This is a genomic window from Vibrio sp. 1-2 (7-a) (assembly GCF_013048515.1).
Taxonomy (GTDB): domain Bacteria; phylum Pseudomonadota; class Gammaproteobacteria; order Enterobacterales; family Vibrionaceae; genus Vibrio; species Vibrio diabolicus.
This window is the reverse complement of record NZ_VHSQ01000004.1, coordinates 252,876-266,005: the sequence shown is the minus strand read 5'-3', so window position 1 is coordinate 266,005 and position 13,130 is coordinate 252,876. Positions and strand designations below refer to the sequence as shown.

9 protein-coding genes are annotated in these 13,130 nt (G+C 46.1%); 4 read left to right on the top strand and 5 right to left on the bottom strand.

Annotated elements, in window-relative coordinates; all coding sequences use genetic code 11:
* Window positions 1-66 precede the first annotated feature (66 nt).
* Window positions 67-1,992, top strand: a complete 1,926-nt coding sequence (gene dhaR / locus FKN08_RS13765; RefSeq protein ID WP_170892338.1) for a dihydroxyacetone kinase operon transcriptional regulator DhaR — start codon at window positions 67-69, stop codon at window positions 1,990-1,992.
* Window positions 1,993-2,069: 77 nt separating this feature from the next.
* Here the strand turns inward: dhaR and ptsP are convergent, their stop codons facing one another.
* From ptsP to dhaK, 3 genes are read right to left on the bottom strand one after another with little or no spacing between them, the layout of a single operon-like run.
* Complete coding sequence (gene ptsP, locus FKN08_RS13760) at window positions 2,070-4,469, bottom strand: phosphoenolpyruvate--protein phosphotransferase (RefSeq protein WP_170892337.1); 2,400 nt, start codon at window positions 4,467-4,469, stop codon at window positions 2,070-2,072.
* 1 nt (window position 4,470) lies between these two features.
* Window positions 4,471-5,106 carry a dihydroxyacetone kinase subunit DhaL gene (gene dhaL / locus FKN08_RS13755; RefSeq protein ID WP_170892336.1) on the bottom strand — a complete coding sequence of 212 codons (636 nt, stop codon included), beginning with the start codon at window positions 5,104-5,106 and terminating at the stop codon, window positions 4,471-4,473.
* A 17-nt stretch (window positions 5,107-5,123) separates the two neighbouring features.
* Window positions 5,124-6,182, bottom strand: coding sequence for a dihydroxyacetone kinase subunit DhaK (gene dhaK / locus FKN08_RS13750; RefSeq protein ID WP_170892335.1), 1,059 nt, complete (start codon window positions 6,180-6,182; stop codon window positions 5,124-5,126).
* Window positions 6,183-6,535: 353 nt separating this feature from the next.
* Here dhaK and FKN08_RS13745 point away from each other — a divergent pair, with 353 nt between their 5' ends.
* Window positions 6,536-7,618: a glycerol dehydrogenase gene (locus FKN08_RS13745; protein WP_005487429.1), complete on the top strand. Its 1,083-nt coding sequence runs from the start codon at window positions 6,536-6,538 to the stop codon at window positions 7,616-7,618.
* Window positions 7,619-7,703: 85 nt separating this feature from the next.
* On the opposite strand, the gene glmS is transcribed toward FKN08_RS13745, so the two are convergent.
* On the bottom strand, window positions 7,704-9,536 hold the full coding sequence (glmS, locus tag FKN08_RS13740; protein WP_170892334.1) for a glutamine--fructose-6-phosphate transaminase (isomerizing): 1,833 nt from the start codon (window positions 9,534-9,536) through the stop codon (window positions 7,704-7,706).
* A gap of 113 nt (window positions 9,537-9,649) precedes the next feature.
* A complete protein-coding gene (locus tag FKN08_RS13735) occupies window positions 9,650-10,411 on the bottom strand; it encodes a DeoR family transcriptional regulator (RefSeq protein WP_005392240.1) in 762 nt (253 codons plus the stop codon).
* A gap of 433 nt (window positions 10,412-10,844) precedes the next feature.
* On the opposite strand from FKN08_RS13735, the gene pykF reads away from it, so the two are divergent.
* Both pykF and FKN08_RS13725 read left to right on the top strand, forming a co-directional pair.
* Window positions 10,845-12,257 (top strand): pyruvate kinase PykF, encoded by a 1,413-nt coding sequence (pykF, locus tag FKN08_RS13730; protein WP_005392243.1) that lies wholly within the window; start codon window positions 10,845-10,847, stop codon window positions 12,255-12,257.
* Between the two features lie 157 nt (window positions 12,258-12,414).
* Window positions 12,415-13,101 (top strand): GntR family transcriptional regulator, encoded by a 687-nt coding sequence (locus FKN08_RS13725; RefSeq protein ID WP_006742739.1) that lies wholly within the window; start codon window positions 12,415-12,417, stop codon window positions 13,099-13,101.
* The last annotated feature ends 29 nt before the right edge of the window (window positions 13,102-13,130 follow it).

Genomic DNA, 13,130 nt, shown 5'->3' with positions numbered 1-13,130 from the left:
ACAGTCCATATTCGTATGTCTCTGTAATATCAGACCAATCTATCGCTGGTATTGAAACGGTATGGCATGCTTTCAATCGAAGACACTAAAACCAAATGGGAGTTTTTCCAGAAACACCATTGGGTATCTCCAGAATTTTCCCGCACTCCCGTACTTGAGTCGTGGGAGCGTTGCATAAAGCAATGCAGTCCTTACACCTGGTCAAAGCCACATATTGCCTCTGGCTTTACCTTCTCATCTCTGATGAAACGCAACGAGCACCTCCTCGAATGCGCCACTACCGTACTTGAAGACACTTACGACATGCTAGGGGACGAAGACCTGCTATTGATGGTGACTGACGGCAACGGCTGCGTTCTATCTGTTGTGGGACATGACTCAATGCAACAAGAGATGCAGGCGCTCGGTATTAAACAAGGCTGTTTTCTGTCTGAAGGGAAAATTGGCACAAATGCGGTCAATCTCTGTATTAGTACTCATATCCCGTGTGAAGTGTTCGCAGCAGAACATTTCAATCGCCACTTACATCCTTATGCCTCTGTAGCGGCGCCTGTTTTCGACCAATTTGGCAAATTACGCGGTACAACATGCCTTTTCAAAAAAGCGGAAAGCTATAAGAAAGAAGACTTAGTCATCATCGCGTCGAGCGCGAAAGAAGTCAGTTTGCAAATCCATATTCAGTCGGAACAAGAAAACATTAACCGCCTCACTTGTGCGCACAACGCAACGTTAGAATGCATGGATGATGGCCTTCTGGCCTGGGATGAAGAAAGCCGTATCACCATGGTAAATCATCAATCAGAGCGCTTGTTAAACATTGAAGCCAGTCAGGTCTTGGATAAAGAAGTCTTTTCGGTTTTGCGCTTCCCGCCAAATGTCCTCAATAGTATTGAGTCGGGTGCAAGCATCAACCGAAAACTCACAACGGTAGAGGTTCGTGGCGAGTTTGTTGAAGCGATCATTACCTTGCGTCCACTCAACGACGGCACGCACTTATTGTTTTTGCACCCCATCGATAAAATTCGCGAACTTGCTCAACAACAAATAGGTGGCAGTGCGCGCTATACGTTCAGTACTTTACCCGTCATATCACGAAAAATGAAGCACGTCATTACCGTGGCAAAGCGGGCCATAAAGTCCAAATCACCGATTCTAATTACGGGTGAAGAAGGTGTAGGAAAAGCTACTCTCGCCATGGCGATTCATAATGAAAGCGCCTACAAAGAAGGGCCGTTCATTACGCTCAACTGCCGCTCCATCAATACAGAGCAACTGGTCAAAGAAACCCTGGGATACGACGAGGGACAAGGCATGCCCTCTAAGTTTGAACTCGCCCATGGCGGCACGCTCTTTTTAGAAAAGGTGGAATATCTGTCACCCGATTTACAAGCCGTGCTACTTAAGTTGTTAAAAACTGGGCTCGTCAGCCGCAGCGACAGTTTGCGATTGATCCCCGTAGACTTTCAACTTATTACCAGCACCGCTTCAGAGATCAGCGAGTATGTCACTCAGCGCTCATTTGGTCGGCAACTTTATTATGAAATCTCCTCGAACGAGCTGCATATTCCACCACTACGAAAGCGTAAAGAAGACATTGAATTTCTCGTCCAGCAGCTTATCAGTCATTATGAGCGCCGCCACAATGTGACGATCTCGATAGAGCCAGTCGCACTGGAAGCGTTGATGAATTTTCGTTGGTCAGGCAACAACTCTGAATTAAGAAACCGAACTGAGCGAATTTTGCTTAACCGCAGTTCCAACTTAATCAAGCTGAACGATATTCCAGAAGACATTAAACTGAATTCTCGCCATACCGCAGAGAATACGCCGGTAATCACGCTAGAAGAAGCCGAGAGAAGAGCGATTGTTCAGGCTTGGAATCAGTGTGATGGCAAAATGCATGATATGGCGAAAGCATTGCAAATTGGCCGCACGACCCTATGGAGAAAAATTAATAAGTTTGGGCTGCAGGAGCAAATGAAGCTGTATTAAGCCAAGAACTGGCGTTCCTACAAAAGTAAAACCGGCGTAAGCACGCCGGTATAGATGTGCTAACGACAAGATGTCGATTAAACATCAACAGACAACTGACGAATCTGCGCTTTTAGTCCCGGTAGCAGACTCGAACTGGCGCTGAATTTTCGTAACCCAACACGAAGTAATGTGTCTGTGGCATTTGGATCGCCTGCCATCTCACCGCACATACTGACCGGTATGCCCGCGCGATCGCCTGCTGCACAAGTGAGTTCAATGGCTTTTAGTACCGATGGTTCAAAGTAGTTCACTAACTCAGCAACGGCGGCGTTGCCTCGATCGGCAGCCATAACATATTGAGTCAAATCATTGGTGCCAATAGAGAAAAAGTCGACTTCTTGTGCTAACGCATCAGCATTCAACACCGCGGCGGGTACCTCAATCATAATACCGACAGGCAAATGAGTCGCATCCAAGCCGAGTTGGTTTGCTTGATGCGCCAACAGCGCTTTTACTTTTCTCACTTCTTCAACCTGAGCCACCATCGGTATCATCAATTGAATATTCGGTTGCTCGTGAAAGGCTCTCAGAATGGCTCGAAGTTGGGCGGTAAACAATGACTCATGTTGAAGGCACAACCGCACCCCTCTCAGACCTAAAAATGGATTATCTTCCGCTGGCATAGGGTAAGCGACTAAAGGCTTATCACCGCCAACATCTAGACTACGAATCGTAAGTGGCTTATCACCAAGTGCGGCGGCAATATCACGATACACTTGGTATTGCGCTTCCTCAGTCGGCAACTCATCACTGTTTTGAAATAGAAACTCAGTCCGGAATAGACCAACGCCCTCAGCTCCTGATGTTAGTGCATCATCAATATCTTTCGGTCCACCAATATTGGCGAATACTGGAATATGGACACCATCACAGGTGACTGCGGCTTGCTGAGCACTCGCTAGCGCACTTTGTCGGGTGCTTTGCCACTCAATTTGTTGCGCTTCTAATTCCTGTTGTATGGCATCTGAAGGAGAGAACCATAAATGCCCTCGAAAGCCATCAATAGTCACCACTTGACCAGCACGCACAGCATCAAGGCAGCCCTGAGCTTTAACGATGGCAGGAATCCCCATCGCACGAGCAAGAATCGCACTGTGAGAGGTTTTCCCTCCCTCACTCAAACAGATACCAAGCACTTTCGATTTATCAAGCCCGGCCACATCAGAAGGCATCAGGTCGCGGGCCAACAAAATACTCGGTTCCTGAATGTCGATGGCATTAGGCGTTACGCCTGTCATTTCGACCATAACTTGGCGTGCGATATCATGCACATCTGCTTCGCGCTCCCGCATGTACTGACTTTCTGCCTGGCGAAACTCTTCGGCCAACGTTTGCAGTGATTCTATCCAAGCTTGCTCGGCTATCATGCCCGTTTGAATTCGCGCCTCAACCGATGCCCATAACTCTGGGTCACTGAGCATCATGCTATGAGCAGAAAATATTTCCCCTTTCGGCTGCTTCGCTTGCTCCTGCAAATGTTGAACAACCACGCCTATCGCATGCTTAACCCGTTCAATTTCATCTTGTTCACTTTGGAAATCACGTTCAGGCACAGCTGGCATTTCATGAGTAAAAAGGACAACTGGAGCAGTAGCGATACCGTCATTGACTCGAATACCAACAACAGCACCTTCAATCTGATTTGGGACCATGTCATCGAGCAAAGTATCCGTGCTCTCTTCAGATTCGATAATGCCTTGCTCAACCGCCTCTTTTTCTCCGAAGTGCTCACTAGCTAAGGCTTCAAATTCCTTGATTGCTTCACTGGATTGAGAGCCGAGTGCGCACAGCGTGATCGTCTCTTGGCTACGAACGCCAAGTTTCGCAATGCTGTTTAAGCTTTTCGCGTTTACACGGCGCTCGCCTTTTTTCAACCATAATTGGCAGTCAAAAGGCGCGAGTGCACCAACAATGGCCGCAGCGGGACGAGCATGTAATCCATACGGATTTTGCACTACCCAATCAAATGTCCGCTCTTGCTCAAAGTTCTCTGATACTGGCGCTATCTCAGCGGATGTTAGTGGCTGATCACCAAGGTGCTCTCGTTTTACGCTTAACGCATTCTGTGCCTCTTCGACTACCGTCGATAAAGGTAGTCCGGCGGCAGCAGCCACCGACGCCGCCATGGTTCCTTCAACAATAGGGGCCGAGATAAGGGTGACATTTTCCCTCACATGATCATCAATCAGATCCAGAGCCATTTCCGTGCTAAGCAACGCGCTGCCAAGATCCATCAATACAACAACCCCTTGTTGATCTTGTACCTGCTCAATCGCTTCCATCACGGCAATGGCATCAGTTCCGATCGGGTTCTCTGGATCATCAATCCCAGCCGCAATCGCAAGCTTGGCTTTGCCTTGCGTCATTTGGGTGGCAAGTTCGGCCACCCCTTCGGCAAGGCGACGACTATGAGATACAACTACAATTCCCACCATCTTAATTACCTGCTATTGCCCGCTGTAGTGCTTTAATCATTAACAAAGAAGAGGTTGCGCCGGGGTCTTGGTGACCAATACTACGTTCACCTAAATAGCTTGCTCGCCCTTTTTTCGCCAACATTTCAATCGTGGCAACCGCATTTGTTTCTGCTAGCTCAACCATTTCATTCAGTAAGTGATCGGCGCTCATGCCATTTTCTAACGACGCCTTCACGCTAACTAAAACGGGTAACCAAACATCACACATGGTTTTATCACCCAGTTCCGCTTTACCACGAGACACCACGCCATCCACACCGCTTTTTAGTGCATCCACTAACTCTTCAAACGTTAATTGCTCTCGAGTTCCGACAGCGGCAGCCGTGCGAATAAACAGCGTGCCATACAGCGGGCCACTTGCCCCACCGATACTAGAAAGCAAGGTCATGCCCGTATTCTTGAGAATGCTGCCGATATTTTGGTCCGCAAATTGCGGCAGTTTTTCCGCGACTTTTTTAAAGCCGCGGTTCATATTGAGACCATGGTCTGCGTCACCAATATCACGATCAAGGTCGGTCAGAAAATCTTGATTCTCTTGATACGTTTTTGCACATAACTCTAACCAGTGAACGATATGTTGTTTTTCAATTTGCATGTTTGCTCCCCTCCCTGCTACCACTTGATCGCGGCCGTATCGACAGGAGCATCAAACAGCTCCAACATCTCTTTATCTGCTTTCAGCAACGTAATTGAAACGCCTTCCATATCAAGCGACGTACAAAAGTTACCGACCATATTCCGCACGATACGGAACCCCGCTTGCTCGCAGTTATGAGCAAGACGGCGGTACACTCCGTAAAGCTCTGAAGTTGGCGTACCGCCCATACCATTCACCATCACAATGTAGTCGTGTTCAGCAGCAAAAGGCTCAATGCTGGATTCCACTTCATCCCATTCACCTTCGTCACGATTCCAAATACGCAATGTGCGCTGATAAGGCGTGTTTTCAGCAACTTCAGCAAACATTTCATCCACTAACGTATCGACGTCGGTGTATTTCACTCGCTTGATACCTGGTTCACCATGGATACCAACACCAAACTCCACTTCATCATCTTCCAGAACAAAAGATGGTTTACCCGCCGCTGGCACAACACAAGCATTAAGCGCCACGCCAAATGAACGACAGTGATTATTAACGCGACGAGCCAGAGCTTCACATTGCTCCAACGAATAACCTTTGTTCGCGGCAGCCCCAACTAACTTCTCAACCAATACCGTTCCAGCAACGCCACGGCGACCAGCGGTATACAGGCTGTCTTTTACGGCCACATCGTCATCCACTAACACCGCCCCAACTTTGATGCCATCGGTATGAAGGAGCTCCACGGCCGTTTCAAAGTTCAACACGTCGCCGGTGTAGTTTTTAATGATAAACAGCACGCCTTCACCAGTATTCACTTGGTTACCACATTCGTACATTTGATCAGGCGTAGGTGAAGTGAATACCTCACCAGGGCAGGCGCCTGTCAGCATGCCTTTACCAATAAAACCTGCGTGCAAAGGTTCATGACCACAGCCACCACCAGAAACCAATGCCACTTGCCCCGGCGTTTCCTCATGCCACATGTAACGAGGTTCGTAGTTAGCTTTGAGCTCAGGGCGGGACAATGCCAGGCCTTCCATTTGCTGCAATACAACATCATCGACTTGGTTAATTAACTTTTTCATCGTTCTATCTCATTCCATTTATATTTTTATGTAGGGTATGAATTCATCTTAAACAGAGAAAAAACGTGCTCAACAAAAATCAATCCGTTTCATATTGAAACAACGACTTCGGTATTTTCGTTTCAATATGAAACGAAAAACGACGAATTTGCTTGAATAGTGATCGGCGCCATAAAGCATACTAATGCTTATTACTTCTGACAGTCGGTTTGACACCGAGGTCATAAAAGCATGGAACAAAACCAGAGAGATCCTTCACCACTTACCTCACCAAACCTAATATAAACCTTATCGCTACAATGGATTTTCATTGCAGTCCAAAACACACATAAAAAAGGTTAAAGGTTTGAATTATGGACAAAATTATTATCAGCCCAAGCAAATACGTCCAAGGTGAACAAGTACTTACATCTATCGCTCACTATGTGAAAACATTAGGTGAACGTCCGTTAGTCATTGCCGATGAGTTCGTGACTAACCTGGTTGGTGATGACGTCAAACAAAGCTTTGCTGACGAAAAGCTTCCACTCACTATGAACATTTTTGGTGGCGAATGTTCGCGCGTTGAGATTGAACGCATCACGGACATTTGTGCCACTCAAAAACACGATGTCATTGTCGGTATTGGTGGTGGTAAAACCTTAGATACAGCTAAGGCCGTTGCGTTTTACACCAAAATTCCTGTCGTGGTGGTTCCTACGATTGCCTCGACTGATGCGCCGACATCAGCTCTTGCGGTGATATACACACCTGAAGGTGAATTTGCAGAATATTTGATGATCCCTAAAAACCCAGACATGGTCATTATGGATACGTCAGTCATCGCCAAAGCCCCAGTTCGCTTACTGGTATCGGGGATGGGCGATGCGCTCTCCACCTACTTTGAAGCTCGTGCCAACATGACCTCTGGTAAGGCAACAATGGCAGGTGGTTTAGCGACGCGTTCAGCGCAAGCTCTTGCGAAACTTTGCTATGAAACCTTGCTTGAAGATGGTTTAAAAGCAAAAGCTGCGGTAGAAAATGGTGTGAGCACCAAAGCGGTAGAAAATATTATTGAAGCCAATACATACCTAAGCGGTATAGGTTTTGAAAGCAGTGGCCTAGCAGGCGCTCACGCTATTCATAACGGCCTAACTAAGCTTGAAGAGTGTCATCATCTCTATCATGGTGAGAAAGTCGCGTTCGGCACACTTGTTCAATTGGTGCTAGAAAACGCAGCGATGGAAGAGATTAATACGGTTCTCGCCTTCTGCCGATCGGTAGGTCTACCAACCAACTTATTTGATATGGGCGTTAAAGAGCTTAATCACGCTAAGTTGCGCGAGGTCGCCGAAGCTTCAACGGCCGAGGGAGAAACCATCCACAATATGCCATTCCCAGTAACGGCAGAAAATGTCTACTCTGCTATTCTAACCGCTCACCAGTTGGGTCAATAACTCACAAACCTTAAAATGGGTTTAAATAAAAAAAACGGCACATACTCTCGCATGTGCCGCTTAGGATTTTTGCTGTTAAGCGTAATTACTCAACCGTTACCGCTTTCGCTAGGTTACGTGGTTGGTCTACGTCCGTACCTTTGATCAGCGCTACGTAGTAAGACAGCAACTGCATTGGGATGGTGTAGTAGATCGCCGCCGTGATTTCACTAACGTGAGGCATCGTGATGATCTTCATTGTTTCATCGCCTTCGAAGCCTGCGTCTGCATCTGCGAATACGTATAGAAGGCCGCCACGTGCACGCACTTCTTCAACGTTTGATTTTAGCTTCTCAAGTAGGTCGTTGCTTGGTGCAACCACCACAACAGGCATGTCAGCATCAATCAGCGCAAGAGGACCGTGTTTCAGTTCACCCGCCGCGTACGCTTCTGCGTGGATGTAAGAGATCTCTTTCAGTTTTAGAGACGCTTCCATCGCGATTGGATAGAACTCGCCACGGCCTAGGAACAATGTGTGGTGCTTGTCTGCAAAATCCGTTGCTAGTGCTTCAATTTCTTTCTCGAAAGAAAGTGCCGCGTTGATTTGCTTAGGAAGTGCGTGTAGCGCTTCAACAATCTCTTTTTCTTTCTCTTTGCTGATGCGACCTTGCTCTTTACCTAACGCCGTTACCAGCATCAATAGTGCAGAAAGCTGAGTCGTGAACGCTTTGGTTGAAGCGACACCGATTTCGACACCAGCGCGAGTCATGAAAGCAAAATCAGATTCACGAACCAAAGAAGAACCTGCTACGTTACAAATGGTCATCGCCGCCATGTAACCTTTTTCTTTCGCAAGACGAAGTGCTGCTAGCGTATCGGCGGTTTCACCAGATTGAGACAACGTGATCAATAGGCTGTTTGGACGAGTCACAAACTTGCGGTAACGGAATTCAGACGCGATTTCTACGTCACAGCTCACGCCAGCAATGTCTTCAAACCAGTAACGCGCTGTCATACCTGCGTTGTAAGACGTACCACACGCAACGATTTGTACGTGTTCTACTTTGCTTAGAATGTCAGCCGCATGCACACCAATCGCATCAGTTACAACAGAGTCTGCCGTGATACGGCCTTCCATTGTGTTGATCAACGCTTTAGGTTGCTCATAGATTTCTTTTTGCATGAAGTGGCGGTATTGGCCTTTATCGCCAGCATCATGTTCTGCGTTAGATTCTACGATTTCACGCTCAACCAGCTCGCCCGTTGCGTCAAAGACAGTAACTTCACGGCGAGTGATTTCTGCCACATCACCTTCTTCTAGGTACATGAAACGGCGCGTTACATTCAGTAGCGCAAGTTGGTCAGAAGCCAGGAAGTTTTCACCCACACCAAAACCAATTACGATCGGGCTGCCTGAACGTGCAACTACGATGCGTGAAGGATCTTTGCGATCCAACGCTACCGTGCCGTATGCGCCTTCAAGTTGTTTTGCTGTTTTTTGTACTGCTTCTAGTAGCGTTTCTGAAGTGCGAAGTTCCCACTCAACCATGTGTGCGATAACTTCTGTATCCGTTTGAGATTCAAACACGTAACCACGAGATTGAAGCAATTCACGAAGCTCTTCGTGGTTTTCGATAATACCGTTATGTACAACAGCAATATCGCCAGACATATGTGGGTGTGCATTAACTTCAGATGGTTCACCGTGCGTCGCCCAGCGAGTGTGTGCAATACCCGTTCCGCCGATCACTTTTGCTTCTTCTACTGCATCAGCCAGTTCTTGCACTTTACCCAAGCGACGAACGCGCGTTAGGTTTGACTCGCCATTAACAACAGCAACGCCAGCTGAGTCGTAACCGCGGTACTCTAAGCGGCGTAGACCTTCAACCAAAATTTCTGCAACATCTCGTTGTGCTACTGCACCTACGATTCCACACATGTGTTTATCTCCGTTTGTAGTTTGGTTCTTCCCTAGCCATGTTTCAGATAGAGACAGCAAGCAAAGGCCTGTATCAGAGGGAAGTGAAATATGAAGCTGATTACATTATTAGATTAGGCGCAAATAACTTTCACGCCATGTTGTTCAATCTGTATTTTGTGTTCTTGCTGAATATCAGCATCCGTCACTAGCACATCAATTTGATGCCAAGCGAGCTCTAAATTCGGGATCTTACGACCGATTTTTTCCGATTCGATCATGACGATCACTTCGCGCGACACTTCCGCCATCACCTTACTCAAACCAACCAATTCATTAAATGTTGTGGTGCCGCGTTCGAGATCGATGCCATCCGCACCGATAAATAGCTGGTCAAAATCGTAAGCTCGTAATACAGATTCGGCTACTTTGCCTTGAAAAGATTCTGAGTGCGTATCCCAAGTCCCGCCAGTCATCAGCAGTGTTGGTTCGCTCTCTAATTCATTAAGGGCGTTAGCAACATGCAACGAGTTGGTCATGACAACTAAGCCACGTTTGTCATTCAACTGTTGAATCAACGCAGCCGTCGTACTGCCACTGTCGATCACGATGCGATTATGGTCTCGAATCAGTGATGCCGCTGCTTTTGCCAAGTTTAGCTTTCGAGTCGAAACATTAGCGCTCAATTCTTCGTGAATGACTTCTGTTGGGATAGCAATCGCACCGCCGTAGCGGCGTAGAAGTTGGCCATTTTTCTCTAAAGAAGCTAAATCCTTTCTAATCGTGACCTCTGAGGTTTCGAATTTCTGAGCGAGTTCGTCAACGCTGACTTCTCCTAGCTCAGAAACCAAGTTAGAAATGGCGTGTCTTCTTAGTTGAGTGTTTCGTTTCGACATTTACGTTTTGAATTTAAGTTTCGATGTGAAACTTATTATAGTCAAACCGAAACTTTTAAGTCCATTTATTTCGATCCAAAAAATTAATATTTCTCGATAAAACCTTGTCCTAAGACAATTCTTAAACAGTGATATTGGATTCATTCAGTGGTAGAATTCGCCACCGAAAAGAAAAAAAATTACAGAATTGAAGGCTATTTTTTTGCAACTTTCTGCATATAAAGTGGGATTAGTCACAAAAAGGTAACCAAAATCGCCGATCTTTTAGTCATAAAATGACTAAACTTGGTGAAAGACTTTCAGAATCTGAAGTACTGATAATGAGGCGAAAAATCGGTGGGTGACAGGCACTAAATGTCATCAATAACGCCCTAACTTCAGAGTAAACAACCGACTTTCAAATTGTAACTATACTTACCGGAGAGTATCTTCCATGAAAAAGACCAAAATCGTATGTACGATTGGCCCTAAAACTGAATCTGTAGAGAAGCTAACTGAGCTAGTAAACGCAGGCATGAACGTAATGCGTCTTAACTTCTCTCACGGTGACTACGAAGAACACGGCACTCGTATAGCGAACTTCCGTAAAGTAATGGAAGCTACTGGCAAACCACTAGCAATTCTTCTAGATACTAAAGGTCCAGAAATCCGCACTATCAAGCTAGAAGGCGGCAACGACGTTGATCTAGTAGCTGGTCAAGAATTCACTTTCACAACTGACACTTCAGTTGTAGGTAACAAAGATAAAGTTGCAGTAACTTACGCAGGTTTCGCAGCAGACCTAAACGTAGGTAACACTATCCTAGTCGACGACGGTCTAATCGAGATGGAAGTTATCTCTAAGACTGAAACAGAAGTTAAATGTAAAGTACTTAACAACGGTGCACTAGGCGAGAACAAAGGTGTGAACCTTCCTGGCGTTTCTGTAAACCTACCTGCTCTATCTGAAAAAGATAAAAACGACCTTAAATTCGGTTGTGAGCAAGGCGTTGACTTCGTAGCTGCTTCTTTCATCCGTAAAGCTTCTGACGTTCAAGAAATCCGTGAAGTACTTGCTGCAAACGGCGGCGAGAACATCCACATCATCTCTAAGATCGAAAACCAAGAAGGTGTTGATAACTTCGACGAGATCCTAGAGCTTTCTGACGGCATCATGGTTGCTCGTGGTGACCTAGGTGTTGAAATCCCAGCTGAAGAAGTAATCTTCGCTCAGAAAATGATGATCGAGAAGTGTAACCGTGCACGTAAGATGGTTATCACTGCAACTCAAATGCTTGATTCTATGATCAACAACCCACGTCCTACTCGTGCGGAAGCAGGCGACGTTGCTAACGCAGTAATGGACGGTACTGACGCAGTAATGCTTTCTGGTGAAACAGCTAAAGGTAAGTACCCAGTTGAAGCGGTAACTATCATGGCTCAAATCGCGAACCGTACTGATTCAGCGCTAAAAGCTGAGCTAGGTTCTCGTCTAGACAGCCCACGTCTACGTATCACTGAAGCAGTATGTAAAGGCGCAGTAGACACAGCTGAGAAACTGGCTGCTCCACTTATCGTTGTTGCAACTGAAGGTGGTAAATCTGCACGTTCAGTACGTAAATACTTCCCAACTGCAAACATCCTAGCACTAACAACAAACAAGAAAACAGCAGCACAACTTGTTCTAACTAAAGGTGTGACGCCAGTTGTTGTTGATTCTATCGAAAGCACTGACGCATTCTACGTAGCAGGTAAAGAGCTTGCTCTAGAATCTGGTCTAGGTAACAAAGGCGACATCGTAGTGATGGTTTCTGGTGCTCTAGTCGCTTCAGGTACTACGAACACAGCTTCTGTACACGTACTATAAGACTGAACTTTTCATACTTCAGTTGATTGATAAAGAGGGCTTATGCCCTCTTTTTTTATATGGCTTTCTTGCTCTAATAATAGCCTAACTGTATCATTCACCATGCGCAGAATTGCGTACTGTTTAATTTTGTCGTCACGATTAAAATTTCTATGAGGTGTATGTGTCCAGTCCCACTCTTACCGACAAAGTATCAAAAATGATCCGTCAGGATATTCTCGATGGCGTGCTTAAACCGGGTCAAAAACTCGTGGTTGCGGAACTCAAAGAGAAGTACAACGTAGGAGCGTCACCCATTCGCGAAGCTTTGGTGCAGTTATCGTGGAGCAAATACGTCAAACTCGAGCCGCAAAAAGGCTGCTGGGTTGCACCTGTATGTAAAGATGAGTTGAATGACTTGTACGAGAGCCTACAAATGGTCTCTGCATGCCTACTAAATAAAGCAATTGTGATTGGCGATGAAAATTGGGAACTGGACGTCCTAACCGCTTATCACAAATTATCCCGCTCTAAATCTGGTGAAAGCTTTTGCTGGAAGGAGTGGGAAGAACGCCATAATCAGTTTCTTACTGCGCTGTTTGAAGGCGCTGGATCTGCCAATATGTTTGGTTTTTTCCGTGATCTACTCACGCAAATTAAGCGTTACCAATATTTTGCTATGCAAATGTTAGGTACTGGAAACCCAGGGCACTGTAATATCGATGAGCAAGAAATGCTGATGAAGACGTCGTTAGATAAAAAGAGCCAGGATGCTTTAGGTTACCTAGAGCGTTATTTGAGACAGTCAATGCAGTGTATCGAAGCGGCCATCGACAACCAATATCGCATACTGGCTAGCGAATAACGCAGAGGCTAAAATAAGCATAAAAATCG

What these genes read in the sequence shown, in the direction of transcription:
- dhaR (WP_170892338.1), top strand. Translation starts at nt 67, where the DNA reads ATGCTTTCAATCGAAGACACTAAAACCAAATGGGAGTTTTTCCAGAAA.
- ptsP (WP_170892337.1), bottom strand. Translation starts at nt 4,469, where the DNA reads ATGGTGGGAATTGTAGTTGTATCTCATAGTCGTCGCCTTGCCGAAGGG.
- dhaL (WP_170892336.1), bottom strand. Translation starts at nt 5,106, where the DNA reads ATGCAAATTGAAAAACAACATATCGTTCACTGGTTAGAGTTATGTGCA.
- dhaK (WP_170892335.1), bottom strand. Translation starts at nt 6,182, where the DNA reads ATGAAAAAGTTAATTAACCAAGTCGATGATGTTGTATTGCAGCAAATG.
- FKN08_RS13745 (WP_005487429.1), top strand. Translation starts at nt 6,536, where the DNA reads ATGGACAAAATTATTATCAGCCCAAGCAAATACGTCCAAGGTGAACAA.
- glmS (WP_170892334.1), bottom strand. Translation starts at nt 9,536, where the DNA reads ATGTGTGGAATCGTAGGTGCAGTAGCACAACGAGATGTTGCAGAAATT.
- FKN08_RS13735 (WP_005392240.1), bottom strand. Translation starts at nt 10,411, where the DNA reads ATGTCGAAACGAAACACTCAACTAAGAAGACACGCCATTTCTAACTTG.
- pykF (WP_005392243.1), top strand. Translation starts at nt 10,845, where the DNA reads ATGAAAAAGACCAAAATCGTATGTACGATTGGCCCTAAAACTGAATCT.